Origin of the sequence: Pseudomonas sp. NPDC086112, assembly GCF_044746425.1 — a bacterium.
Classification (GTDB): domain Bacteria; phylum Pseudomonadota; class Gammaproteobacteria; order Pseudomonadales; family Pseudomonadaceae; genus Aquipseudomonas.
Map to the genome: position 1 here is coordinate 32,830 of NZ_JBIVCD010000025.1, position 24,698 is coordinate 57,527.

The 24,698-nt window shown below is 57.7% G+C and carries 18 protein-coding genes and 1 pseudogene; 7 read left to right on the forward strand and 12 right to left on the reverse strand.

The features are described from left to right. Positions 1-39 precede the first annotated feature (39 nt). Positions 40-966: a LysR family transcriptional regulator gene (locus tag ACIPLA_RS17770; RefSeq protein ID WP_401174649.1), complete on the forward strand. Its 927-nt coding sequence runs from the start codon at positions 40-42 to the stop codon at positions 964-966. Here ACIPLA_RS17770 and ACIPLA_RS17775 read toward each other — a convergent pair. The 5 genes from ACIPLA_RS17775 to ACIPLA_RS17795 all read right to left on the reverse strand — a co-directional run bounded on the left by ACIPLA_RS17775 (position 955) and on the right by ACIPLA_RS17795 (position 8,070). Continuing rightward, on the reverse strand, positions 955-1,920 hold the full coding sequence (locus ACIPLA_RS17775; protein WP_401174652.1) for a GNAT family N-acetyltransferase: 966 nt from the start codon (positions 1,918-1,920) through the stop codon (positions 955-957). The genes ACIPLA_RS17770 and ACIPLA_RS17775 overlap by 12 nt on opposite strands. Next, on the reverse strand, positions 1,917-3,209 hold the full coding sequence (locus tag ACIPLA_RS17780; RefSeq protein WP_401174734.1) for a phenylacetate--CoA ligase family protein: 1,293 nt from the start codon (positions 3,207-3,209) through the stop codon (positions 1,917-1,919). The genes ACIPLA_RS17775 and ACIPLA_RS17780 overlap by 4 nt, the downstream gene beginning before the upstream one ends. A 63-nt stretch (positions 3,210-3,272) precedes the next feature. Beyond that, entirely contained in the window at positions 3,273-5,675 is a 2,403-nt protein-coding gene (locus ACIPLA_RS17785; RefSeq protein WP_401174655.1) for an aldehyde dehydrogenase family protein, read from the reverse strand. Between the two features lies 1 nt (position 5,676). Further along, entirely contained in the window at positions 5,677-6,807 is a 1,131-nt protein-coding gene (locus ACIPLA_RS17790) for an acyl-protein synthase (protein WP_401174658.1), read from the reverse strand. Between the two features lie 21 nt (positions 6,808-6,828). Next, positions 6,829-8,070, reverse strand: a complete 1,242-nt coding sequence (locus tag ACIPLA_RS17795) for an MFS transporter (protein ID WP_401174736.1) — start codon at positions 8,068-8,070, stop codon at positions 6,829-6,831. Positions 8,071-8,634: 564 nt separating this feature from the next. Here ACIPLA_RS17795 and ACIPLA_RS17800 point away from each other — a divergent pair. Continuing rightward, the gene (locus tag ACIPLA_RS17800) at positions 8,635-8,823 is read left to right on the forward strand and encodes a hypothetical protein (RefSeq protein ID WP_007901365.1); all 189 of its coding nucleotides are present in this window, start codon (positions 8,635-8,637) and stop codon (positions 8,821-8,823) included. Positions 8,824-8,842: 19 nt separating this feature from the next. Here the strand turns inward: ACIPLA_RS17800 and ACIPLA_RS17805 are convergent, their stop codons facing one another. Next, positions 8,843-9,208 (reverse strand): fe2+ zn2+ uptake regulation protein, encoded by a 366-nt coding sequence (locus ACIPLA_RS17805; protein WP_218394744.1) that lies wholly within the window; start codon positions 9,206-9,208, stop codon positions 8,843-8,845. Positions 9,209-9,442: 234 nt separating this feature from the next. Between ACIPLA_RS17805 and ACIPLA_RS17810 the strand changes: the two genes are divergently transcribed. After that, the gene (locus tag ACIPLA_RS17810; protein WP_401174662.1) at positions 9,443-11,788 is read left to right on the forward strand and encodes an acylase; all 2,346 of its coding nucleotides are present in this window, start codon (positions 9,443-9,445) and stop codon (positions 11,786-11,788) included. Between the two features lie 55 nt (positions 11,789-11,843). Here ACIPLA_RS17810 and ACIPLA_RS17815 read toward each other — a convergent pair whose 3' ends face one another. Together ACIPLA_RS17815 and ACIPLA_RS17820 are read right to left on the reverse strand one after the other, a co-directional pair. Then, complete coding sequence (locus ACIPLA_RS17815) at positions 11,844-12,845, reverse strand: FecR family protein (protein WP_401174665.1); 1,002 nt, start codon at positions 12,843-12,845, stop codon at positions 11,844-11,846. 326 nt (positions 12,846-13,171) lie between these two features. After that, a complete protein-coding gene (locus tag ACIPLA_RS17820) occupies positions 13,172-17,995 on the reverse strand; it encodes a dermonecrotic toxin domain-containing protein (RefSeq protein WP_401174668.1) in 4,824 nt (1,607 codons plus the stop codon). A gap of 267 nt (positions 17,996-18,262) precedes the next feature. Between ACIPLA_RS17820 and ACIPLA_RS17825 the strand changes: the two genes are divergently transcribed. Further along, positions 18,263-19,303 carry an Ldh family oxidoreductase gene (locus tag ACIPLA_RS17825; protein ID WP_401174671.1) on the forward strand — a complete coding sequence of 347 codons (1,041 nt, stop codon included), beginning with the start codon at positions 18,263-18,265 and terminating at the stop codon, positions 19,301-19,303. Between the two features lie 102 nt (positions 19,304-19,405). On the opposite strand, the gene ACIPLA_RS17830 is transcribed toward ACIPLA_RS17825, so the two are convergent. Continuing rightward, on the reverse strand, positions 19,406-19,723 hold the full coding sequence (locus tag ACIPLA_RS17830; RefSeq protein ID WP_123496796.1) for a YqjD family protein: 318 nt from the start codon (positions 19,721-19,723) through the stop codon (positions 19,406-19,408). Positions 19,724-19,889: 166 nt separating this feature from the next. Here ACIPLA_RS17830 and ACIPLA_RS17835 point away from each other — a divergent pair, with 166 nt between their 5' ends. Then, the gene (locus ACIPLA_RS17835; protein WP_007897387.1) at positions 19,890-20,141 is read left to right on the forward strand and encodes a hypothetical protein; all 252 of its coding nucleotides are present in this window, start codon (positions 19,890-19,892) and stop codon (positions 20,139-20,141) included. On the opposite strand, the gene ACIPLA_RS17840 is transcribed toward ACIPLA_RS17835, so the two are convergent. Then, the gene (locus tag ACIPLA_RS17840; protein ID WP_218394749.1) at positions 20,134-21,072 is read right to left on the reverse strand and encodes a LysR family transcriptional regulator; all 939 of its coding nucleotides are present in this window, start codon (positions 21,070-21,072) and stop codon (positions 20,134-20,136) included. The genes ACIPLA_RS17835 and ACIPLA_RS17840 overlap by 8 nt on opposite strands. 83 nt (positions 21,073-21,155) lie before the next feature. Here ACIPLA_RS17840 and ACIPLA_RS17845 point away from each other — a divergent pair, with 83 nt between their 5' ends. Next, positions 21,156-22,079, forward strand: coding sequence for a carbon-nitrogen hydrolase family protein (locus ACIPLA_RS17845; protein WP_218395156.1), 924 nt, complete (start codon positions 21,156-21,158; stop codon positions 22,077-22,079). Positions 22,080-22,210: 131 nt separating this feature from the next. Here ACIPLA_RS17845 and ACIPLA_RS17850 read toward each other — a convergent pair. Then, a pseudogene (locus tag ACIPLA_RS17850) lies at positions 22,211-22,282 on the reverse strand (GNAT family N-acetyltransferase); the annotation flags it as partial. Between the two features lie 101 nt (positions 22,283-22,383). On the opposite strand from ACIPLA_RS17850, the gene ACIPLA_RS17855 reads away from it, so the two are divergent. After that, positions 22,384-23,961: an alkaline phosphatase D family protein gene (locus ACIPLA_RS17855; RefSeq protein WP_401174676.1), complete on the forward strand. Its 1,578-nt coding sequence runs from the start codon at positions 22,384-22,386 to the stop codon at positions 23,959-23,961. A 3-nt stretch (positions 23,962-23,964) separates the two neighbouring features. Here the strand turns inward: ACIPLA_RS17855 and ACIPLA_RS17860 are convergent, their stop codons facing one another. Further along, positions 23,965-24,438 (reverse strand): LEA type 2 family protein, encoded by a 474-nt coding sequence (locus ACIPLA_RS17860; RefSeq protein ID WP_008069225.1) that lies wholly within the window; start codon positions 24,436-24,438, stop codon positions 23,965-23,967. Positions 24,439-24,698 lie beyond the last annotated feature (260 nt).

Here is a 24,698-nt window from a genome sequence, read left to right on the forward strand (position 1 = left end):
ATTTGTGAATTCTAAATAATCAGCCGGTAAGCCAAAGCAATGGACCGTTTCAACGCCATGCGCGTATTCACCCGAATCGTCGAACTGGGCGGCTTCGCCAAAGCGGCGGACAGCCTGCAATTGCCCCGGGCTTCGGTGACCATTCTGATCAAGCAACTTGAGGCTCATCTGGGCGTGCAACTGCTGCAACGCACCACCCGGCAGATCAGCCTGACGCTCGATGGCGCCGCCTATTACCCGCGTTGCGTGCGGCTGCTGGCGGATCTGGAGGAGACCGAAGCGGTGTTTTCCGCTGCTCGCCAAAACCCCAAGGGTCTGCTGCGAGTGGATATGCCGGCGGGAGTGGGACGTTTGATTGTGATTCCGGCATTGCCGCAATTCACTGCGCGGTATCCCTTGATCGAACTGGAAATCGGGTTGAATGACCGGCCAGTGGATCTGATCCGCGAAGGTGTCGATTGCGTGTTGCGGGGGGGCTCGGCCCTGGAAGACTCACTGGTGGCGCGGCCGCTGGGCATACTGGACCAGATCACATGCGCCAGCCCCGACTATCTGCAACTTCGCGGGACTCCGCTATGCCTGGAGGATCTGAAGGGGCATCAGATGGTGGAATACTTTTCCAATGGCACCGGCAAACGCTACGGGCTGGAATTTGTAGTCGATGACCAACTGCAACTGATCGACCTGCCCAAGCACGTGTCGGTCAACAGCTCCGATGGTTATCTGGCGGCGTGCGAGGCGGGATATGGCTTGGTCCAGACCCCGTATTATCACGTTGCCCGCCAACTGAAGGAGGGGCGTTTGATCGAGGTCCTGAGGGACGTGCCGCCACCGGGTATGCCGCTGACGGCGCTCTATCCTCCTCACCGCCAGTTGTCCCGGCGGGTGCGGGTATTTGTCGATTGGTTGGTGGAGCTCTGTGCGCAACCAGGTAATGACTTTTCTAGAAAACATTTACGCGACTGAGCGGGCATCCATAGGCGAGTGTATCGACGCAATCATGGGATTCGTGGCGTTGGTGTTCTGCTGTAGTTCGTCATGCAACTGTTGCATGCGCGCGCAGTGCAGGTTGAGGGATCGAGAACGGACGCCCCGATGAAACAATGCGAACCAACCATTGTCACCCGGCGCAGGCATCAGGCCAGTGAAGGCGAAGCCCAAAGTCGATAAGTTGCGCAGATTGCGGGCGAAGTGCCGGGATAGTCCGACTCGTGCCGAGATCAGCCAGTGCCTGGGTAGTTGCCAGAGCTGCTCGAGCAAGTCTTTGTTCAAGTGCTGGATGACAATGTCATACCGGTGCTGATGTTGTTTTATTTGCAACGGCATCGCGGGTCGTGACGCCTTGTCCTGGCAGGTTCCGAACACCGAGCACAGGTGCTGCATGAATGCTCGGCAGCTTTCAGGCCAGGGGATGTCGGGGAGCGGGCGCGTGTGTCCTTCGATCATGTGACTGCCCATCACGATGGTTTCCGGGAGCGATTCACCGAATGGCGAAGGGACGTAATCGGGAAGCAGTCCAGTGCTGTGAAAGCCGATATTCTCTGCCATGCGTTGAGTGTAGGGATGGTGGGTCACTTGCTTGATCGATACGCTCCGGATCCCCAGAGAACCCGACAACATCAATAACTCTCGGCCCAGGCGCGTCGCGATATGCTGTCCCTGGGCGACGGGATGTACCACGGTGAGCGCCAGTTCCGCGGTATTCGAAGGCGAGTCGCGGCACAGCGCGGCATGCCCGAGCACCCGCGCGCCATCCATGGCCAGTATCGATTGCCAGCGGCCTTCGGCGTTGTGCTGACTGATCATGTTCGGCAGGTAAACATCCGGCTGAGCGTAAAGATCGCCGTAGACCTCTCGAAACAACCGGCTCACGGCATCTGCGTCGGAAGGACGGTAGGGGCGAAGTATCAACCGGGTCATTGCGCGGGCTCCTGCGAGCAAACGTCATACACTCGCAAATCCCGCACTCGCAATTGTTTGCCCGAGCGAGGGTGAAGCTGCAGGTCTGTGGCTGCGCAGCAGAGCACTCGAAACTCCAGCAGACCCTCGCGGCTCAGGTCGTCGATGGCAGGGTAGTGGGCAAGCAAAGCTTCACGCAATGCGCGGAGTACCGGCTCGACGGTTTGTGACTGAGGTTCGGGCACCCACTTCACGCTCAACAGATCCTTGGAGCCGGTCTGTTCGATCAGCAATTGCCATTGCTCGCTGTGCGCTACGCGCTGAATGATCTCGTGTATTTCTTCGGTAAACAGCGACAGCACGCCGACTCGTACCCGCTGACTGTGGGCGCTACGCCCCTTTAGGGCGAATTTACGCCTCGGGGTGGCGGTCGGTTCACGCCAACATGCACGGTCGCCCACCGGGTAACGCAGCAGCGGCATGAGCCGGCGTGTCAGATTGGTCTGCACTAGCATTCCGATACGATCGCATTCTTCAATCACTTCACCGGTGTGTTCATCGATGATTTGCAGCAAGGTTTGCTGTTCGAATACCCGATGCTCGCCCAATGCACAGTCGCGAGTGCTGGCCCCTATGAGCCCGGCGTCTACGCTGGCGTAACCGATAGAGGCAATACGGGCGTTGGGGAATACTTCGCCGAGGATTGCCAACTGCGGGGCAAACAGGCTTTCGCCGCCATACAGCAGTGTCTCGACCCCGCAGAGCACACGCTGATGCTGCGTCAGGTAGGCCGCGAATCGAAGCAACTGTGCGGGCACCCCGGCCAGAACATTGATTCGATGTCGTGCGATCGCATCCGCCAGTACGTCCGGTTCGATGTCGCCGGTAAACGGAAACTCACAGATGGATCGTCCGACATGGGCCAGGGAATCGTGGACAAACAGAAAACTGGCGTAGAGATCCCCTGAAAAGAACAGATTGGCGACGCGATCGCCATTGTTCAATTGAGAAGAGAGACTGTTTCCGAAGGTACTGACCAGTGTTTGCCATTCCTCGTAGGAGTAAACCGCAAGTTTCCCCTGGCTGGTCGAACCTCCGGTTTTAAACACCAACGCGTCATCAACGTTTCCCGTCAAGACCGACCAATGATTCAAATCATTGCTGCCGGTCCAATAGTTGGTCACATTGGTTAACGGTAAATCTTTTAACGTAATACCTGTGGTGGGTAAATGTTTCAGATGCGCGCTGTAGTAGTTTGAGTGTTGTCGTACAAAAGACACGAGTTGTTCGAGCGAATGAATTGATTTCACTGGATTCTCTTTTCTAATCAGGCGTTTTGGTTTGAAAAACACGGTCGTTGAAACGTTCTGTTTTTATATTCTTCGATCGACAATCAGTGGGACTTTTCCGCTGTGCTTGTTTCGTATGAATTCATGTTCAGCACATGCGATTACTTCAACAACTAACAGGGCAGCGGCTATGGCATTTGCCAATGCTTCATGGCTCAGCAATTTTTCTCGTACCCAAGTGATATCGGCATCCGTTCGAACTTGCATTCGTTCGACGCCACTGGCGGTGTAATCCAGAACAACTTGAATGGGGACTCCTACGCTGTGTTCCAGCGCCGAAGGCGAGATGAACTCCGTACCAATCCGCACCAGCTTGCCGTGCCGCTGCAGTAGTTCGAATCGCGGCGTTTCCAGTCCGCAAGGGCAGGCTCCGGGGAGCCAGCGGCCGGTGTCGCCGATGTCATATCGGTGAACGCGCTGACCTTGCCGGGCGCGGGAGGTAAATAGCAGACGGCCGATCTCATTGGCTTGCACCGGCACATCCTGCTCGAACTGAACGATCTCCAGATACTGGGTTTCGCACATCAAGTGAAACACGCCGTCTGCGGTAGCCCGGCAGGCATGACCCAGTGGGCCTGCATCGACGGATCCATAGAGCGCAGAACGAATCGTCGACACTCCACAACTTTCCATCAGGCGTCGACTGGCCTCGCCCGGATGCTCGCCGCCAAGGAGCACTTTGCCAATACCGGCATAGTCGCGAAGTCGGGCCTGCTCCTTGAAAAACAGGCGATGCAGCGTACTGGGCATGCCAATCAGCACGGTGACTCGTTGCTCCACGATCAGTCGGGCGATTTCGCTGAAGTCGTCGTCCTGGGGAGCCCCCATAGGCAAATGTGCAACGCCCATCTGTTCAAGAATGCTCGAAAAGCTGAAAAAACCACCGTACAGGTTCCCGCCATAGAACAGGTTCATCACCCGGTCCTGTGACGGATCGAGCCCGACAGCGAACATGCCATCAGCCGCGGCGCGCATTTGTCGTTGGAAGTCTCGGTAGCTGAAACCTGCCAGGGCCGGAGTGCCGCTGCTACCGCCGGAGCGAAAATACAGCTGTGCCGTGGGGCTGATCGGCTGGGTCGTGAAGGTGTCTTTGTCCATGATCGGGCCACGGGCTGTGTCAGGGGCAGGCGGCACCGGGTCGAGCGTTGAGCGGCCAATCGAGACATCAGCGGCCAGGCTCACGGAGAGGCGGCGACTCAGACGCGACAGCGCATAAACACCATCGTGAGGCTCGCCAGCGTAGCCATCATGAATCGTCTCGCAAGGAGCAATGCGAGTGACGCCGGCGTTGACCAGTGTACGAACAAGCTCGGGTGTCCCTGCCGGGGAGGCTATCAACGCGCAGCTTTGCAGGACGTTTCGCCAGGGCAACAATGATTCGGCAAGCAAGTGCTGTGGGACTGGCTTGAGTAGCACTGTACGAAACAGCGGCGACGGCGCGAGCGTCTGATGATGCTCCCAGATGACACGCCACCCGGAGCCGGTCCACACCTGGCCGGTCTGATGGGTAAAGCACTGATCAAGCTGCGCCATGGCAGTGCGTGTGGTGATTTCCGAAGCTTCCTGATCTGTCGGCATTAGCGCCGGCCACTGTTGGGCGCGACGTTTGAAGGCTTCGGCCAGACGCTCTCCGAGGTGGTGCAGGACCGCCGGATCGTTGCTGTCCACCAACACCCATTGAGGGCTGGAGCACGCTTGTTGATCCAGTCGACAGACTTCATCTGCCAAGGCATCGAGCGCGGTGGGCTCTGCCGCTTCAGGTGACAGATAAGCGAAGCTGATCTTGTGCCCCCAATCGATCCAGCGGCATCCCGCAGGAATCTGCTGACGAATCGCCTTGAGCGCTGCGACACCACCCCAGGCCGATACTCCGTCTGCCGTGGCGCAAAGTTGAGCTATCCGTGAGGTGTCAACCGGCAGAACTGCTACGAATTCGGCCAGCCTGCCGCTGCTGTCGCATTGCACAAGGGCGGCCAGCAACTGTGCGGTCAACCCCTGATCGCTGGCACTGGGGCGCAACCAGTTGATATTGCCGGCCAGCAGGCTTTCGAGTATTGCGCAGAACGCCAGTAACGGCGCATTGCCTGGGGTGATATGCACCACCAAGCCTAATGGATGCCAGCTTTCGAAACATGGCTGTCGATAGTCGATACGTCGCAGCGAACGCGGTTGCAGGCCCAGCTCTCGCTCAAGTTTTGTGCTCAGATTGCTGCGCTGGCAGAAATCGATCAGCCCCTGATACTGCTCTTCGTCAAGGGACAGATCCTGGCTACGAGATTGCAACTTCGTGGCAAAGCGCACAGCAGACTCGATAACGGTCTCACTATCGATCGGGGAAGAAAGCAGCCGGGGCAATGGTTTCTTAAGGAGTTCGAGGGCACTTTCCGGGGTGAGGTCATCACGCAACTGGCCATTGATCAGGTACATATCAAGCGCCTCCGATCAGTTCGGAAGCGGCCATGGCACAACTGCGACTGGCGGAGGTGCCGGCACGGCCATGGAGCTCGAACCAATCGGTTGGCAGACCGCATCCGCAGCTGGCGCCAGGATGTAATGTTGCCAGATCGCCCATGACCACGGCATGGGCAGGGCTCGACGAAATGTACGGCGAGACGAATTCGAGCAAGCCGCGCTTGCCGTATGGCTGGACAGTGAAATCGGATGGGTTACGCACGAAAACCTTCGAATAGATCGGTACATGAAAATGATGGTGGGCACACTGGATATAAGGCACTGCATGCTCTACGGCGCCATAGCCGTCCCGACAGCGGGGCAGTTCGATACCCAATTGCCGATTGATCCGGGCATACAACTGATGCAGGGGAATCTCCTGTGCCGCCTGGGTTTTCCAGCCTCCCCCCAGAAACACCAATGATTGGGCAGGCAATTGCAAATCAGCCACGCAGGTGTCTTCCATGCATTGAAGGGCATGGGAAAGGAACGCCGGAAAACCGAGAATGCGAACGGGCAATCCTTCCTCGGCAAATTCTTGCAAGGCTCGAATCACACCAAAAAGATCGAACTCATGACCTTTGCCGGAGAGGCGCAAGCCGTAAGCGACACGGTTGACGGGGGCGTAGCTACAAAGAAACTGATCGGTATAGGCAGTGCCCAGGGTGATGGCTGCCTCAGGCTCATAGCTCAGGAGCAGATAGTTGCAGGGGCTGTCCGGTGTATCCCAGCCGTAATGCCGGAAAATGTGGTTCACCATGCCTTGTGCCGCGGCCATGCTGCGATGGTCGTAGCGCATGCGACTCTTTTGGCCGCTGGTGCCGGATGATGTCAGCTCCAGCGCGCCTTCGCCTGTGGGACCGAACACCAAATGACGTTTGAAGTAATTGGCGAAAATCGGCGGCAACCTTGACCAGTCATCCAGCGTCTCCAGGGCGTTGGCGTCAAGATCATTAGCATTCAACCAGCGTTCGTATCCGGGTGTGTGATGACAATGAAACAGGCTGATTTCGCTCATGGCCCGGTCGAACAGACCGTCCGGCACGGAATCCAGGCAATAGGGTTGCGTTAACGCACAAAGCGCATCGGTATGGGGTAGATGGATCATCAAAAGACCTACTGGTTGGTGTCAGATCGCAAGCGGGATGTGAGAACGACGCAGAAACAGACTCAAGGGCGCCAGGCACAATAGCCCCATGAGACAGGCCATCAGAGCGAAGGCCTCAAGGCTGTCACCGGCACCCAGGGCCGCGATAATCGAGCCACCACCACCCATGACAGCGATGGAGATCATGCCGATCGCGGCTGAGACCAGCCCTTTACTGTCATCGCTGGAAAACAGCGCGAGCCGGTACAGCGCGGCGTTGCTCATGCCAAGACCGATGGCGTAAAGCGACAGGCAACTGACCAACAGGAGCGTCGAGGCACCGGTGAAAGTAATGGCGGCCAATGCGATGAGCCCACCGCAAAACGGCCAGAGCCCGTATCGAATCAGTTGGGGCAGTTCAGTGTTGGCAATCAATCGGTTGAGTATCAGATTGCCGAGAATGACAGCCGCAAATACCGGGATCTGCCACAGGCCGTACTGCAGGGTGGAAAGTCCCTGGTTCTGGATCAGCAAGAGAGGTGCCAGCCCGATCCAGGCAATCAACGGCAGGCTCATCAGTCCCAAGGCGACGGTGGCGCGCAGGAATTGCGTGTTGGTGAGCAAAGCGGCGTAGCGGCGCACCGTGCCGCCCCATTCAAAGGGTACGGCAGCCAGTCGCTGACCGTCCTGACGCAAGGTGCCCACCGTTTCCGGCATGTACCAATAAAGCCCCAACCAGACCATCGCGCCGCCAACCCCTAACAGTAAAAACAGCTCCCGCCAGGAGAGCCATTCCAGCATCAGGCTGCCGAGCAAGGGGCCCAGCAGCGGGGAGAGCAGCGCCACGTTGCCCAGCAATGCCATGATCTTTACAGCGTCGGCTTCACAGAAGACTTCTTGCAGGGCTGGATAACTGACCGCGATGACAAATCCCAATCCCATGCCCTGAATCAGGCGCAAACCATTGAAGACAAAGATGCTCTGCACGTAAAACGCCGCAGCACAGGCTAGAGCGAATACCGCACAACCGATGAGCAGCATTCTGCGACGACCGAAATGATCGGACAGTGGACCGATAAACCACTGCAAAAGAATGCCCCCTGCCAAATAAAGATTGAAGGCATAGGGAACATGACTCGCACTGGCATTCAATTGATGGGTTACGGTCAACATGGCCGGCATGATCATATCGCTGGCCATATAAGTCAGAAGTTCAAAAAGAGTGATTGCAAGGCAAAAGCCAAGAAGTCTAGACGAACTTATATCTATTAAGGGTTTGTGCATGATGTTCCTGTTTATGCCGGAAGTCTGATAAGACGGCAGAACAAGAATAACCATGGCCCATGAGGATTTTCATGTGCTTATTTGAGGCCAAAAGCTTCAGTATTTTTCGTTGTGTGTCTGACTGGGGTTTTCAGGGGAAAGAGACTGGGGGGTCGTAATAAATCCCCTGCACGAAAAAAGCCCGCTATAAAGCAGACATTTATACGGAGGTTTGATAGATAAGTTTTTGGTGTCGGCGAATAAGTCGGTTATATAACCGGCCAGCCAATGTTATCGAGGCTGATCATAACTCGGCGCGCCATGGTCATAATGACGATCGCCATGCCAGCCGCCGTGGGGGGAAACGATGCAGCCACTCAGGGTCAGGAGAGCAAGCAAGGGAATCGGCTGTGTGATTCGACGAAACATTTCAAAATCCTCATGGATATCGCCGCAATGAAGTCAAATTTCGTCATCGGCTGTAACATACGACCTCGCTTGCAGCCCCTCATTCCCGCAGATCGGTAGTGGCTTGGCATGCAATCGAATACAAGTCGGATACATTTTTTGGTTCAGGAACCCGCAATGACCCAGTCGCAACGTTTGAAATACTCGATTCTGATCTCCCTGGTGGTACTGGGGATCATGTTCGGCCTTTCCTGGCTGCAAAATGCAGGGATCATCACAGAGCAGCTGTTCCAGTACATCGCCATTGGCGTGGCGGTGCTCGTGGTGGTGATCAATGGCGTGATGCGTCGCAAGGTCAAGCCTTGAGCGACGCCCCATGGCCGGACTACTCGCTGAACAGGACGGCGGCAGCCTGTGGATGCAGGCTGTAGCTTTTGTCCGGATTGAGGGTGATCACGCCTTCACCGCATAAGCGTTTCAACACTTCACGGACACTGAGAAAGGACAGGGGAATGTCCAGGTCCAGCAAGTGACTGTGCACGCCACGCACACCCAGGCTGCGGTCGCTTTGGGCGGCCGTCAGCAAGGCGTCGATCACTTTCAGGCGAATCAGACTGGTTCGCAGGCCAAAGCTCTTGAGCAGAAACCTGATCCGTTCGTTGCCGTGGCGTTCGGCTGGTTGATTGAAAACGCCCAGGGTGCTGGCCTTTGGCGCATGGCTACCGTCCGTTGGCAGTTGCGGGTTGTACATGCAAAAACTCCTTTTCAGAGCCTGATCAGGAAAAATGTGATGGGTGCTCTCAATCAATAAGACGAACGAGCCAGGCAAATAATGAAGACCCGTATGTAGAAAATTTGTCGCCAGCACGTCAGCGGCCCGTGAGCCGGGCGTGGGGTTACCCTCAAAGGCTTAAATTTTTGCTGTTTGCTTCGTTTTAAGGGGAGGCGCATTGCGTGTCATACGTCTTTTCGATCAGGAGCGAGCGTGATTATTTCCAGGCAGTTAACCAGGTTGAGCCTTGCGGGTGTGTTGCTGGGGCTGAGTCTTGCGGCAAACGCGCGCAGCCAGCCAGAGCAGGCGACAGCCGAGATTCGTCGAACCAGTTTCGGCGTGCCGCATGTTCGTGCCGACAACGAGCGCGGGCTCGGCTATGGCATTGGCTATGCCTACGCTCAAGACAATCTGTGCTTGCTGGCCAATGAGATTGTCACCGTCAATGGCGAGCGCTCACGGTATTTTGGGCCGGACCAGTTTACCGTCGAAGAGCGCGGGAACCTGGCCAGCGATCTGTTTTTCAACTGGTTGAATACGCCGCAGGCAGTCGGCGCTTTCTGGCAGGCGCAAACGCCTGAAGTTCGTGAGCTCATCGACGGTTATGTGGCCGGTTACAGCCGTTCGCTGACAGAGCGCCAGGCCCAGGGTTTGCCGCAGCAATGCCAGGGCGAATGGGTGCGCGCGATCACTGCGCAGGATCTGGTCAAGCTGACCCGACGTCTGCTGGTCGAAGGCGGCGTGGGTCAGTTTGCCGAAGCATTGGCCGGCGCTACCCCACCGAAAACCGTCGCGCAGGTGGTGGGCGATCCGGCGTCGTTCCAGCTGGCGGCTTCACGCATGCAACGTTTCGCTCTGGATCGCGGCAGTAACGCCGTGGCGGTCGGCAGCGAACGTTCGTTCAACGGACGCGGGATGCTGCTGGCCAATCCGCACTTTCCTTGGGGCGGTGGGATGCGTTTCTATCAGATGCACCTGACTATTCCCGGCAAACTGGACGTCATGGGCGCCGCGTTGCCCGGCCTGCCCATGATCAATATTGGTTTCAACCAGCACCTGGCATGGACCCACACCGTGGATTCGTCCAAGCATTTCACGCTGTATCGTCTGCAACTCGATCCCAAGGATCCGACCCGTTACCTGCTGGACGGCAAGTCCTTGCCGATGAAAAAGCAGACGCTGGCGGTGAACGTGAAGCAAGCCGATGGCCAGACCCGGCAGGTTTCCCATGTGGTCTACAGCTCGCAATTCGGCCCGATTGTGCAATGGCCCGGCAAGCTGGACTGGAACAACCAGTTCGCCTATAGCCTGCGCGATGCCAATCTGGAGAACGACCGGGTCTTGCAACAGTGGTATGCGATGAACCGTGCCGCCAGCCTCAAGGATTTGCAGGCATCGGTGCACAAGATTCAGGGGATTCCGTGGGTCAATACCCTGGCGGTGGACGATCAGGGGCAGACGCTTTACATGAACCTGTCGGTGGTGCCGAACGTCAATGCCGACAAGCTGGCCAAGTGCAGCGATCCTCGGGTCGGATTACAGATGATCCTGCTCGACGGTTCCAACAGCGCCTGTGCCTGGGACATCGACCCACACGCTGCGCAAAAAGGTATTTATGCGGCAGACAAGTTGCCGCAACTGTTGCGCAAAGACTTTGTACAACATTCCAACGATTCGGCCTGGATGGCCAACCCGGCACAACCGCTCACCGGCTTCTCGCCATTGATCAGTCAGGACAATCAACCGTTGGGGCTGCGTTCGCGTTTCGCACTGGAGCGTCTGGGCACCTTGAGCAAGGCCGGCCCTGTCGCTGCGGCAGATCTGCAACACATGGTGATGGACGATCAGGTGTATCAGGCGACCCAGGTGATGCCGGACCTGCTGCAATTCTGCGCCGCGGATCTTGGCGCCGATGCGCCGACGCTTACGCCGTTGTGTGCCAGCCTCAAGGCTTGGGATCGCCGGGTGAATCTGGACAGTGGATTGGGCTTTGTGCATTTTCAAAATGTCATGGAGCCGTTGCAGCAGATCCCTGGCATCTGGCGTGTCGCGTTCGATCCGAAGGATCCGCAACACACTCCACGTGGCCTGGCAATTGAACAGCCAGACGTCGCCAAAGCGATTCGGGCGGCGATGCTGGCCTCGGTCGAACAGGTAAAAACCCTTGGCCTGAAAGCCGATAGCCGCTGGGGTGATATCCAGGTGGTCAGCAGTGGCGGGCAGCAAACGCCAATTCACGGCGGACCGGGCACGCTGGGTGTGTATAACGCGATCCAAAGCGTGCCGAGAACCGACGGCAAGCGCGAAGTCGTCAGTGGTACCAGCTATTTGCAGGTGGTGACTTTCGATGACAAGGGGCCGCAGGCTCAAGGTTTGTTGGCATTCTCATTGTCCAGTGACCCGGCATCGAAGTACTCCCGGGACCAGACACTGGCCTTTTCGAAGAAGCAGTTGAGTGTGTTGCCGTTCACCGAGCAGCAGATCACGTCCGATCCGCAGTACCAGGCTCAGACGATCCGCGAGCAGGATGAGAAAGCAGGGAAGATCGCCGCGCAGTAATAGCGATAGCGTTCGAACGAAACATGAAGGCCGCACCCCGCAAGGGTGGCGGCCTTCAGCTTTTTGGGGCTTGTTGCGGGATCGAATTGAGGACCGGACTACCGTCCTTGTTGCGGGTCAGATAGACCGGCAGCACCTTGGGTAACGAAGCCACCAGGCTATTGAGCTCTTTGATGTTGTAGACACCACCGAGGCGAATCGAGCCGGTGCTGTGGTCCGCGATCATGACGGGCTTGTTCAAATAACGATTGATCAAGGGCAGGGCATCGGTCAGCGTCAGATCATCGAGCACCAGTTTGCCGCTGCGCCACGCCAGCGAGTGGTCATCGGCAGAGACCTGGCTGATTTGCGGCGTGAAGTCACCGTGTCGATAACGTGCCTGCATGGCAGGTTCAAGACGTGAACCTTCGCCGGGCAGGGCACCGTTGCTGGTCACCAGCACGGACCCTTCGATCAGGTTCACGCGTACCTGGTCTTCATACATCCAGACGTTGAATCGGGTACCGGTGACGCGAATTCTGCCATCGGCTGCCTTGACGATAAATGGATGCTGCAGGTCATGACTGACGCTGAAGAAGGCTTCGCCTTTTTTCAGCGTGACACGACGCTGATCCTTGTAATTGCTGAACGTCAGTTCAGTGCCCAGATTCAGCTCCACCTGACTGCCGTCGCTCAGCGTGACCTGACGAACATTATCGGTCGCCTCGAAATGCTGATAGGCATTGGGCAGCCAACCCAGGTTCCATCCGGTATAGGCCGCCAGCGGCAACGCCAAGGCGCAGACGGTGGCGGCAATGCCGAAAGTGCGCCAAGGCATTGTCGGTTTGCCGCGAACAGCCGGCGCGGGAGATTCGGGACGAGGCAAATCGCCCGCAACCTCCCAGATTTCCAGCATGGCTTCGTATTCGAAGGCATGCAGGGGATGGGCATCACGCCATTGCTCGAACGCCTGACGCTCTTCGGCTGTGCAGTCGATGGCATGCAAACGCATGCACCAGTGCGCAGCGGCATCGGTGATGGCGTCGTATTGTGCTTGGGAGAGAGAGTGGTCGGTCATTGACTCATCCTGATTTCCTGCATTCTAACCTTGAGGGGAAGTCTGCGAGAACAACCGTCATGGCATTTGCCCATCAAAGAACAACTTATTTTCACATGGACGCTCTGAAAGCCGGGGGGGCACCAGGCAGTATCCATAACTGGAGTGAAAAAAGGGTCAAGACCTCCAGGACTGATCCCGCCGTCCCGGGCTGTAGCAGCTGTCGAGCCCCAGCGAGGCTGCGTTCGGTTGCGTAGCAGTCGTGAAACCGGCTAATGCGGTTACTGCAATCTGATTTATGACTGCTACGCAGCCTCACTAGGGCTCGACAGCTGCTACGCCGGACGTCAGGCAGTGGGCGGGGCTGGCACCGGATCCAGTTGTCGACCCATTTCACAGATCAAGTGAGCGATCGAGTCGGCGTTGCGCAAAATGATGTCGGCTCGCAGGTCCACCTTCCCTGGATTCAGGAAGGCGTTGCGGGCCTCATTCATCGTTTTGCAGCTCGTCGTTTTGAGGATGTCCTTACCCACATGCTCCAACCCCTCAATCGAGTCCAGACTGATCCATGACTGCAATGTTTCGTTCCAACGGGCAAACAGTTCTTCCCTCGGGGTCTCCAGGGACAGTGCCTCTCGCTGGAAGTCCTGCTGAGTCTGTTTGGTTTCCGTGCCGAAACCGATGACGGTGGCGATCAGATCGGTGAACGGACGCCTTGCCTCAAGCGTTGCAATATCTACGGTGTTTGAAAAAATATGGGAGAACTCATGAATCAGGGTAGCGGCCCGGGAATGGTCGTCGACGTCGAAAGGTTCAGTCAAACAGGACTTGTACCAATCAAGTTGCGGGTCAAAAAACAGCTCCGTGAAATGCACATGCTTCTGTGCATCGTCATGCACAACAAAAGCGATCGTACTGGTCTCGTATTTGTTTGAACCGACCACAAAACGTTCGGAGTTCATCAAGTCCTCGTGTGGGTTCACCAGCGCTGTGCAAATGGGAACGATGACCTTTTTGATTTTGTCCAGCAGGCTGGCGTCGAGGTGGTCAGCATCAAAAAAGGTTTTAAGAAAGGTATCCAGCCGCGTCCCCGGATTCAGATGTCTGAGCTGCGCCAGATTATGCAGACTGTTAAACGCGTAATAGCGAGCCATGTCTATGGCCTGCACGATCATGCGTGCTTTTTCCGGGTGTTTTATCCGAATGTCTTCCATTCCCCGCGCTTCGATATTCAGAATGTCCCGAGCCGTGCGATCAACAACATATCGATTGTGCATTTTCGACAGGGCTTTGCCGTAATGGACCGTATGGATGTCCGGATCGATCACTAGCTGCTGGCCGGAAGCCGCCAGCAACGCGGGACCCTGCTGTCGGTCTTTGATCATTCGCCAGACCGGCCCGGTTTTGACCACGGGGTAAACCTTTCCCTTGACGGGGGCGTACGTACGATTGCTGATCGAATCCAGGTAAGTTCCATTGGTGCTGCTCTTCCTAAGATCCTTTAATGCAACGTTCGAGGCCTCGAAAGGCTGCAACACTGTGCGCATCAGGGCCGTCGGCTTCACTTTCAACCATGGCAAGGCGGCCACCGGTTTGGCAACAGGCGCGGTGGAGGTTGCTTGCGCAGGGGGCGCTGAAGCTTCCAGCGACAATTTGCCCAACGTCACCATTTGCGCGGTGCCGGCAATAAACGCCTGCAATGCCTGTTTCCAGTGATGATCCTGTAGCGCTTCGGCGGAGTTCTTGAAGTCCTTGTAGCTTTGCCACAGTAACTGCCCATAGGCGAGTTTGCCCGGCAACAGGCCCGAAATCAGTTTGATGCCGGCGCTGAAGAGGTTTTTGGCGGTTTCCCAGTCGGCCTGGCCGGTGATCTCTGACTGGCTGCCCAGCATTTTTGATAGAAGGCCGACATTATCGCTGAACAGTTGTGCAAGCAGGTTGCCGTTAATGGGGGTGGACGCGAGAGTGATTTCGCTTTGTTGTCCTACGGTGGACTTGAGCAGATTGCCGAACAAGGTTTGCTCACCCTCGGGAAGCCGACGAATGATCAGATTCTGCAGTGCTCCTGGCACATTGATCGCAGATATAACGCTGGCTTCGTTCTCGAATTCGGTGAACACGGAGCCTGTGTGGTAGGGCGCATACAGGATTTGCGGCCCTTGATGTCCGACACCGGGGCCGATCAGGTACAGACCCAGAGTTTTAACGGCCGTGGCACCTGCCGTCTTGATCAGTTCCAGCGGCCTGACGATGGCGTGGGCACCTGTTACAGCCGCGCGGGCAATGGCGTCCGGCATGTCGAGAACCTGCCAGATCAAATCGAAGGCGCTGGCACTGAGATGTTGCTGCAGTTTCAGTGCATGAGCGTGTTGCAACAGTTGCCACGGTAGTTGCTGAATAAAACGCTGCTTTCGTCTGTCGGCATCGGTGCCGGCTTGAGTCAATGCATCCGTCACCCGCGTTGCATAATCGCTGTGGATATTCAGTGACTGCACAAGCTGGCGCACGGCGTTCTGATCCAGGCGATCGGGAAGGGCCGTCGAGGTTGTCGAGGCAATCTTGAAGCCGATGCCTTGAGCTGCGTTGACAGGGTTCAGGGCAAACTCGGTCAGGCTACGCGCCGGCCCGGCCAGGGCCAGGTTGGGCGTGATTTTGATGTGGTCGGGGTCCAGTCGCGTTCCTGTGAATCGGCTGCCGAGCAGTGACACCAATCGGTCATGCACATAGGACTTCAGGGGCTGGACCCCGTGCAGGTAGTCTTTATCGTCGGTGACGCTGTTGTGGTATTGCTCCAGCAGTTCAATGTGTAACTGCTGTTCTTCGACAGGGGCCATGCCAAGCCATGCAGGCAGGGACTGTTGTCGGGTGATGGCCTGCGAGATCAACCTGGCTCTTTGCAAGTTGGTGTCGATGACCCGTTGCGTCATTTCGTTAAGCGCTTTGATCTTCTGTGCAGCGTCCAGCTTCAGGCTGCGCAGGTGTTCGCAACGGGCCAGGAAGTGGTCAATGGAGGATTGCGCAAGGCGCCGCAGGACGTTGCCCTCAATCAGTCGCAACGAGTTGAGCGTATAGCGCTGGTGGAATATGCGCTGGGCAGGGGGGAGGTTCTCCAGCAGTTCCAGGCGTTTGCTGGCGTCGAGCAGGCGCCGGTTCAATTCCGTCGTTGCGCTACTGACCGTCGCGAAGACTTCCAGTCCGGTCGCAGGCGTCCACAGAATTGCCCGGCCGGAGTGTTGAACATCGAGCCCGCCACGCTCGGTCAACAGCACGCAATTGGCCAAGGGCAGCGGATTCTTCTGCCCGGAGCACTCAAGGAGCAGTGAATAAGCGTCAGGCCTGAAACCATTGAGGGCAAGGCGCGTTTCTCGATCCGGTTGATCCGGGTTGAGCACCGTATTGACAATGGCCCGGTCGGCGTCCCGCAGCGTGGCGTTGAGCACTCGAAGGCTGGCTTCTCCCCGTACACCCACGGAAAGCGCGTGGGCCAGGCGCGGTTTCAGATTCTCCAGGTAAATGCGCTGCAGGGCTCCAGAGGCGATCGGCTGGGAGGCGAATTCCGCGCTGATCAGCGATTCGACATCGCTGAAGGTTTTTACGAACGCCGCGGCCCTATCCGCCAAGACCATGGAGGGCAGCTGGTTGCCAGATAACACCGGCCGGGTACTCCAGCGTCCTTGAACATCCAGCGTCAGTAATTGATCGCTGATCATGGCGCGGATATCCAGTGCCTTGTCGAATAAGGCATGGACGTCCACGGTGCCGTCGCTGTGACGGAAAACCTGCAGAACGTATTCCATGTTTTGCCGTTGCTTGGTGATGATCGCCTCAAACAGCGTTTTGAATATCGAGCCTGAAATCACCTCGCCGGAGACCTGAGGCTGATTGAAACCGATGAACCGGTTACGCTCCTCCAGGCTCAGCAGGCCGTAGAGCTCATCTTCGTGACCGACCGCGCTGAATTTGCTCAGCAAGGTATCTTTGAGGTCCTGATAGTCCTTCAGCACCTGGAGTCCTTGCGTGGGGGTGTAAAGAAAGGCCTTGGAATTGGCGTGACTGATCATCAGTGCGCCCGCCAGTTCGACATAGTTGGATGCGTGTTCCCAAAGACGCACCGTCTCGAGGCTGAGTGCCGAGGACGTACTCGCCGTCGGCTGAATCAACGAGTGCAAGGCTTGGCTTTGTTCAGGGCTGATGATCTCGGCCTCGCGCTTGATCAGGAACTCTGCGCGTGCCTTTTCACGGATGGCCCGGCTGAAAAAAACGCGGCGGGATGCCCCGTCAGCCGCCGCATCGTCCCAGTAGCGCTGCAGTTTCCCGGAAAGCAGGCTGATCAGTTTGCTGGAAGCGGTCTTTACCGCGGTTTCCCATTGGAGTTGGTCGGTGCTCGTCGGCTTTTTTTCCGGATGGGAAAATTCATGAGACTGCCCGATCGGCCATCGCTGATGGCGGTAGTACGACAGTACCGCGTCACTCAGGGACATGGAGTTGATCCAGCGCCGGGGCGGGGCACTTTCCTGGTTGTCGTCATGGGCCGGTGCAATGGAGTAGAAGTTGAGTCGGGTCTGGCTTTGATCAAGGCCCGGGAATGGCGACTGCAGCAACTCATCAAGCAGCGTAGTGAGCAGCGAGCTGAGCGTTGGCAGCTTGAACAACTCGTCCAGCATGGCCTGCTCGTTCATTCGCTGGTTATTGGCGATGACGGTGCGCTGGTCTTCGAATATGTCGCCCTCGATGGCCTGAAAGCTCACCTGAATGTTGGCCGCAGCCGCCAATGTTTTACGCGCAGACAACGACATGAAAGCCAGCAGGTCGTCGTCCTCGGTCGCGCTCTTCAGCTGACGTTCAAGCTGTTCGATCAAGGCTGCGCGGCTGTGGAACTTCTTTATGCCGGCGTACGGGGTATAGAGAATCTCACCGTTGTCATCCGGAGTGAGGCTCAACACGAAGCTGCCGGCCAAGGGGATGGAGGCCAAGCCTTGCGCATTGAGCAGGATTTTTTCGGCAGACATGGGCGGGGTCTGTTGATTGCGTAACGTTTGGCTGGCCAGTTCCAGATGACTGAACCATTCGAAATCCTTGCGCGTCAGCCCATGGGTTTTACCCAGATCATTCCAGTGTCCGGGCGAGTGCAGGGCTTGGGGGAAAAACAGCGGAGCGGGAGGTGTGGACATCGTCGAGTCTCGTTCAGGGCGCTGCTGAATGCGCCTGTGGGTTGAGGCTCAAGACTAAAAGTCGCGGGGGAGTCGAAGGTGGTAGATAGTTACCACATGGCCGCCCGATGTTTGTGCAAACATGCGCCAAAGCGTCTTTTCGGCTCAATCGGTTCTGATCAGATGCTCCGGTTCAAGCGAAAGGTTGACAGGCTGCTCGTCGCCCGTTGTTAATCGGTTGGTTTTCGTACGCTGTTGCCCCCTCCAATAATTATTCTGGAGCTTCAGATGTCTGCGCCACACGATCCTGTGTCTACTGCTATCTCGCAAAACCTGTCCTTCGAAGCGCTGACGGCGTTGCTCGAGCAAATCTTCCTGCGCCACGGCACCTCAGCCGATGTCGCCAAAACCCTGGCCCTCAACTGCGCCGGTGCCGAGCGCGACGGGGCTCACAGCCACGGTGTATTCCGCATTCCCGGTTATGTATCGACGTTACAAAGTGGTTGGGTCAATGGTCAGGCTGTACCGGTGGTCGAGGACGTGGCTTCGGGCTTTGTCCGGGTTGACGCCGCGAATGGTTTCGCCCAACCGGCCCTCGCGGCGGCGCGGCCATTGCTGGTCGAAAAAGCCCGCAGTGCCGGTATTGCGGTGCTGGCCATTCGTAATTCCCACCATTTCGCTGCCTTGTGGCCAGACGTCGAGCCGTTTGCCGATGAAGGGCTGGTGGCGCTGAGTGTGGTCAACAGCATGACCTGCGTGGTGCCGCACGGTGCCGATCGTCCGTTGTTCGGGACCAACCCGATTGCCTTCGCCGCCCCTCGGGCCAACGGTGCTCCGATCGTCTTCGACCTGGCGACCAGCGCCATCGCCCATGGCGATGTACAGATCGCTGCCCGCAAAGGCGAGCGCTTGCCGCCAGGCATGGGGGTGGACAGCCTCGGCCAGCCGACCCAGGATCCAAAAGCAATCCTTGAAGGCGGCGCCTTGCTGCCGTTTGGCGGACACAAGGGCTCGGCGCTGTCGATGATGGTGGAGCTGTTGGCGGCGGCGTTGACGGGGGGCAACTTTTCTTTCGAGTTCGACTGGTCGAACCATCCGGGGGCGAAAACACCCTGGACCGGTCAACTGCTGATTGTGATCGATCCGAGCAAATCGGCGGGGCAGAATTTTGCCGAGCGCAGCCAGGAACTGGTCCGGCAGATGCACGGTGTGGGGCTCAAGCGGTTACCGGGTGATCGACGTCACGGGCAGCGCGCCAAAGCCAGGATCGAAGGCATTGCGCTTGATCCTCAGACGCTGGCAGATCTGCGGGAACTGGCCGGGCTCTGAGAGGAGCAGTGTTTTTTTGTAGGAGCCAGGCTTGCCGGCGAAGGCAATCTCAAGTCCGCCTTCGCCGGCAAGCCTGGCTCCTACTGGTTCAGTGTTTCCCAATTAACGCCGGCCTAATAACAATCCGACCACCAAACCGAATCCGGCGGAGATGGCCACGGTTTGCCAGGGATGACCGCCGATGTAGATTTCACTGGCTTCGACCGCAGGCCTGGTCCGGTCACGCATACTGGAAACTGAACCCCGGGCCTGCTGGAGCTTCTGGGCGATTTGCCCTCGAAGGGTGTCCGCTTCTTCACCGACCAGTGAAGCACTGCTTTTCAGCAGTTTTTCCGACTCTTCGATCAGGGCCTGAAGTTCGCTGAAGACCTGATCCTTGATTTGATCATCGGCGACTTGATCGATGATTTTGCGGGCCATTGGAGTACTCCTTGCAGATAGACGGGCAGTGAACAATGGAGTCTGGCGCCCTGGCAAAAGTTGCAGTCTTTTTGCGTGGCGACTCCACCCTGAAGAAAAATCCACGACAGGACATTTCCTCCTACAGTGTAAGATGTCGCCTATTTTACGCAGCAGGTAATCTTCCATGAGCTTCAATCTGGCCGACAAACCCCTTGCCGAGCGCGCGGCGCTTGAAGATGAAAAATCCCGTCTGTTCGAACTCTGGCAAAACAACCTGGGTAAATCCAAGGGCGAAGCCGCACGGTTGTTCGGTGAGCGTGCCAAGCGCAAAGGCAAATGGGCCGAGTGGGTCCGCGCCGAACTCGACGGCATGTCGCCCCCGGAATTCGCCAACATGGTGCGCAGTGAAGTCAATCGCCTGATGGCGGCTAAATAAGCTTCCAGACACCATTCCCCTGTTGGGAAAAGGTCGCGATAATCGCCTCGCGCACTTTCAACACCACCGGATCGAGCTGCGTACTGGTTCGCCAGCCCAGCTCGATCGGATAGCGCGGTAGCGTCAAAGGGCAGGGCAGTAGCGCCAGTCCGCTAAGCGCGGCGATACTTCGAGCCGCATGGGCTGGAATAGTCGCAACCGCCTGACTGCCCTTGAGCAGATGCGGCAACGCGGCAAAGTGCGTGGTTGACGCGCATACCCGCCGACTCAGTCCCAACGCCGCCAAGCCTTCATCGGTAATCCCGATAAAACCGCCCGATGACACCAGAATGTGTTCGCGGGCGACGAACGCCTCAAGGCTGAGAGTCTCTTGTCCCTCGGCCAGACTGAGAGGGTCCACCAGGCACAGATAATCCCCTTCACCCAGCACCTGACGACTGAGCAAACGCTCGGCAAACCCGCCTGCCGTGATCGCCAGATCGATGCTGCGCTCCATCAAGGCCTGGGCGACGATCTGGCTGTGGGTCTGGCGAAAGATCAGCCGCAGTTTCGGCGCGCGGTCCGCGATCTCTTCAATCAATCGTCGCCCGTAGGCGATTTCGAAATCATCTGACAAACCCACCGTCACCGAACGTCCGTCGTAGTGATTCGCCGCCGGATCGACCATCGCCAGACTCTGGCGGCATTTGTTCAGCGCATCGCTGACTACCGGTTTCAACTGATTGGCCTTGAGTGTCGGCGCAAGACCTCGGCCGGTACGCACGAACAGCTGATCGCCATACACCTCGCGCAATCGGCGCAACGCCGCGCTGACCGCCGATTGCGTCACGCCCAGACGTAGTGCGGCACGGCTGGCGCTGGATTCCTCATGCAGGGCTTCGAAGACTTTGAGCAGATTGAGATCGACGGTGGCGATATTCATTTGGTTCATATCATTCAGCAGTGAGTCGGGCTTTGTTCATGATCCTGTGGCGCCGGACAATGAGCAACACCTCATTACTCGGAGTCATCGCGATGCCCAAGTCCATCGTTGCTGCGCTGCAAATCGGCGCCTTGCCCGGCGGCAAGGCTGAAACCCTCGATCAAATCCTCTCCTGGGAAACCGCCATTATCGAATCCGGTGCCGCGCTGGTGGTCATGCCGGAGGCGTTGCTCGGCGGGTACCCCAAAGGCGAAGGCTTCGGTACGCAGCTCGGCTATCGACTGCCGGAAGGTCGTGAAGCGTTTGCGCAGTATTTCGACAACGCCATAGACGTGCCCGGTGCCGAAACTGAAGCCTTGGCCGGATTGGCCTCACGCACCGGGGCCAATCTGGTGATCGGCGTGATCGAGCGCGCGGGTAGCACGTTATATTGCACCGCGTTGTATTTCGACCCGCAGGCCGGACTGGTCGCCAAGCATCGCAAACTGATGCCCACCGGTACCGAACGGCTGATCTGGGGCAAGGGCGATGGCTCGACCTTGCCGGTGATCGACAGCCAGGTCGGGCGAATCGGCGCCGTGGTGTGCTGGGAAAACATGATGCCGCTGCTGCGCACCGCGATGTACGCCAAAGGCGTGGAGGTCTGGTGTGCGCCGACCGTGGACGAGCGGGAAATGTGGCAGGTGAGCATGCGCCACATCGCCCATGAAGGACGCTGCTTTGTCGTCAGCGCCTGTCAGGTCCAGGCCTCGCCGCAAGTCTTGGGCGTGGACATCGCCAACTGGCCGGCGGAGCGCCCGTTGATTGCCGGCGGCAGCGTGATTGTCGGGCCCATGGGCGACATTCTCGCCGGGCCGCTGCGTGACGAAGCGGGTTTGCTGACTGCCGAAATCGACACCGAGGACCTGATCCGCGCCCGTTACGACTACGACGTGGTCGGGCACTACGCGCGCCCGGACGTATTTGAATTGACGGTGGATGAGCGGGCCAAACCGGGCGTGCGGTTCAACGTATAACTTAATGTGGGAGCGGCGGTGCGACGATTCGACTTGTTCGCGAAGAGGGCGTGTCAGTCGACATTAATATTGCCTGACACACCGCCTTCGCGAGCAAGCCCGCTCCCACAGTGGATCTTCAGCGCAGTTGAAGCCTCGGCATCGGCCAGTTCCAGCGGGCGCAAGATCAGTCGTTCGGTGTAGAGCGTTGGAGCGGCGTGCATCGTGGGTGACCTCCTTGTAGGGACGGGTGGTGCGCCATGCGCAGCGTCGATTGTCGTCTAGTCTCTAGGCGTTCACACCCCTGTCAACGGATGGACTGTCCATGAGTTTGTTACTCGGCCCGATTCTGCAATTTCGTGGCATCAACAGTAATGTCTATAACGTGTCTGCCCTAGTGGTTTTACCTTTGGGTGAATCATCACCCAGCGTAAAAGTCCCCGGCGGTGTCACTGCCGGCAAACCGTTGGCCATCGCCGATATCCCGTTGCTCAGTCCTCAGTACCGCGTCTGGCGCATCGATTTCAAAGCGCTGCAAGACCAGGCTGTTGCCAGCACTTACACGATCAAGATAGAGGGTGCGCAGGCCAACTTCGTCGTTCCGGCCGAGGGCCAGTCGCCGCGCATAGCCTATGTGTCGTGCAACGGCTTTTCGAACCCCAAGGACATGGAGAAGGTGGACAGGAACCATGAGCGCTGGGAGCACATGTGGGGGGCTCATCAAAGCAAGCCCTATCACCTGTTGTTGATGGGGGGCGATCAGGTTTACAGCGATGACATGCGCAGCAATCTGTCGTCGATGAAAACATGGTTTGCCAAACCCTTCGCCGAGCGCAAAAAGGCGGTCTACAGCAAAGTGATCGAAGCCGATCTGGACAAGTTCTTCGCCAGACTCTACCTGGAGCGCTGGAAACAGCCTGAGGTCGCGAAGCTGCTCAGCGCCGTTCCGACGGTAATGATGTGGGACGACCATGACATCATCGATGGCTGGGGTTCCTACGATGAGATTCTGCATTCAAGCCCGGTGTTCCAGGGGCTGTTTGCCACGGCCAAACGCTATTTCAGGATTTTCCAACAGCAACTGATCCAGACTCATCCGCACCTCAAACCGTCCGCTGATACCCACCCTTGTGCGATTCCCGATACCGCTGACGGCTTTCACCTGGGGTTTACCGGCCTGGGCGAATTGGCATTGCTGGTTCCCGACTTGCGCAGCGAACGTGCGCCGGATTTGACGACTGCGCCGGCTCGGCAAACCCGGATCATTTCGCCCGTCAGTTGGGATGCGATTTATGCCTGGCTGGGCAAGGCCAAGGGGCATAAGCACTTGCTGCTGATGTCGAGTATTCCCGTGGGTTACCTTGATTTGCAGGCGGCGGAAAAGGCACTGGACCTGATCTCGGGGCAACAGGAGCTTGAGGACGATTTGCGCGATCATTGGCGAAGCCTGCCCCACCGGGACGAACGCAAGCGGCTGATCATGCGTCTGCTGGATTTCGCCCATGCCGAGTCATGCAAGGTCACGCTGGTGTCCGGTGATGTTCATGTGGCAGGGGCCTGCGTGATCGAATCGACGTTGTCCCGGCATCGCAATGATGGTTCGGGATTGATCTACCAATTGATTTCGACCGGGGTCGTGCATCCTGCACCGCCGGTGCTGGCAGTGCAGTTTCTGGAGTCCATTGGCAAGCACCAGGAACAGATCGATTACGGCATCACCGGAACCATGTTGCCCATTGGTGCACGGGGACGTTACCTGATCGCCGCTCGAAACTGGCTGGCGATAGAGCCGGATGAAGACAGCACCGGCAAAAGTCGGCTGTGGGCCAACTGGCACGTAGAAGGCCTCAAACATTGTGTGACCCAGGTGATCGATCCGGTTAAGCCGCGAGCCGAACCGTGAGCGTTACCACGTGCCGGTGGTCGGCTCCGGCAGGCGGAGTTTGCCGCGATCAAGGAAACGCATTGTGCCGAACACGCCACCAGCCAGTTTGCCCCGAAGCACGTAAGGCAGATTGTTCAGTGTCTGCGTCTGCCCCAACCCGAGGGTCTGACGCAGCACCGAGAAGGCCGAAACGCTCACCGGCACCACGATCACCGCTTCGGAAAACCGCGGAATCGAGCCCGACTGGTCGCTGACACCAGAGGCGAGGGATTGACCGTTCACCTCCAGATCCAGGGCCACGCCGTTGTAGTCGATCGCCGTTTCATTGGGGTTCTGCACGCGCAGTTTTACCGCGAAACGCACTTCCAGTTCCTGGCTTGGCAGTGGCTCGATACCGACCACATTGATGTTCAGCGGGTCGTGTTGGGGGAACAGGGCGCAGGCGCTCAGGGAGAGCAACAGGAGGGACAGAGACAGGGCAAACAATCTGCGCATGGACAGGTTCTCGTAAAGAAAAAGGCCGAGCCGCTCGTGGCTCGGCTCTTGAGTATTACGCACGGTCTACCTGTGCGACAGCCGCAGGTGAAACGGGTTCACTCTCCACGCCGGTGAACCAGGCAAGGTCAAAAGATCGCAGCCTTTCGGCAGCTCCGCAATGAAAATACTGTAGGAGCGAGGCTTGCCCGCGAAGAATACGCCGCGGTTTTTCAGGTATTACGCGTCATCGTTCTTCGCGGGCAAGCCTCGCTCCTACG

Bases quoted from the DNA above. Each gene is read 5' to 3' on its own strand.
- ACIPLA_RS17770 (WP_401174649.1), top strand. From the start codon at position 40: ATGGACCGTTTCAACGCCATGCGCGTATTCACCCGAATCGTCGAACTG.
- ACIPLA_RS17775 (WP_401174652.1), bottom strand. From the start codon at position 1,920: ATGACCCGGTTGATACTTCGCCCCTACCGTCCTTCCGACGCAGATGCC.
- ACIPLA_RS17785 (WP_401174655.1), bottom strand. From the start codon at position 5,675: ATGTACCTGATCAATGGCCAGTTGCGTGATGACCTCACCCCGGAAAGT.
- ACIPLA_RS17790 (WP_401174658.1), bottom strand. From the start codon at position 6,807: ATGATCCATCTACCCCATACCGATGCGCTTTGTGCGTTAACGCAACCC.
- ACIPLA_RS17795 (WP_401174736.1), bottom strand. From the start codon at position 8,070: ATGCACAAACCCTTAATAGATATAAGTTCGTCTAGACTTCTTGGCTTT.
- ACIPLA_RS17800 (WP_007901365.1), top strand. From the start codon at position 8,635: ATGACCCAGTCGCAACGTTTGAAATACTCGATTCTGATCTCCCTGGTG.
- ACIPLA_RS17805 (WP_218394744.1), bottom strand. From the start codon at position 9,208: ATGTACAACCCGCAACTGCCAACGGACGGTAGCCATGCGCCAAAGGCC.
- ACIPLA_RS17815 (WP_401174665.1), bottom strand. From the start codon at position 12,845: ATGACCGACCACTCTCTCTCCCAAGCACAATACGACGCCATCACCGAT.
- ACIPLA_RS17820 (WP_401174668.1), bottom strand. From the start codon at position 17,995: ATGTCCACACCTCCCGCTCCGCTGTTTTTCCCCCAAGCCCTGCACTCG.
- ACIPLA_RS17825 (WP_401174671.1), top strand. From the start codon at position 18,263: ATGTCTGCGCCACACGATCCTGTGTCTACTGCTATCTCGCAAAACCTG.
- ACIPLA_RS17830 (WP_123496796.1), bottom strand. From the start codon at position 19,723: ATGGCCCGCAAAATCATCGATCAAGTCGCCGATGATCAAATCAAGGAT.
- ACIPLA_RS17835 (WP_007897387.1), top strand. From the start codon at position 19,890: ATGAGCTTCAATCTGGCCGACAAACCCCTTGCCGAGCGCGCGGCGCTT.
- ACIPLA_RS17840 (WP_218394749.1), bottom strand. From the start codon at position 21,072: ATGAACCAAATGAATATCGCCACCGTCGATCTCAATCTGCTCAAAGTC.
- ACIPLA_RS17845 (WP_218395156.1), top strand. From the start codon at position 21,156: ATGCCCAAGTCCATCGTTGCTGCGCTGCAAATCGGCGCCTTGCCCGGC.
- ACIPLA_RS17855 (WP_401174676.1), top strand. From the start codon at position 22,384: ATGAGTTTGTTACTCGGCCCGATTCTGCAATTTCGTGGCATCAACAGT.
- ACIPLA_RS17860 (WP_008069225.1), bottom strand. From the start codon at position 24,438: ATGCGCAGATTGTTTGCCCTGTCTCTGTCCCTCCTGTTGCTCTCCCTG.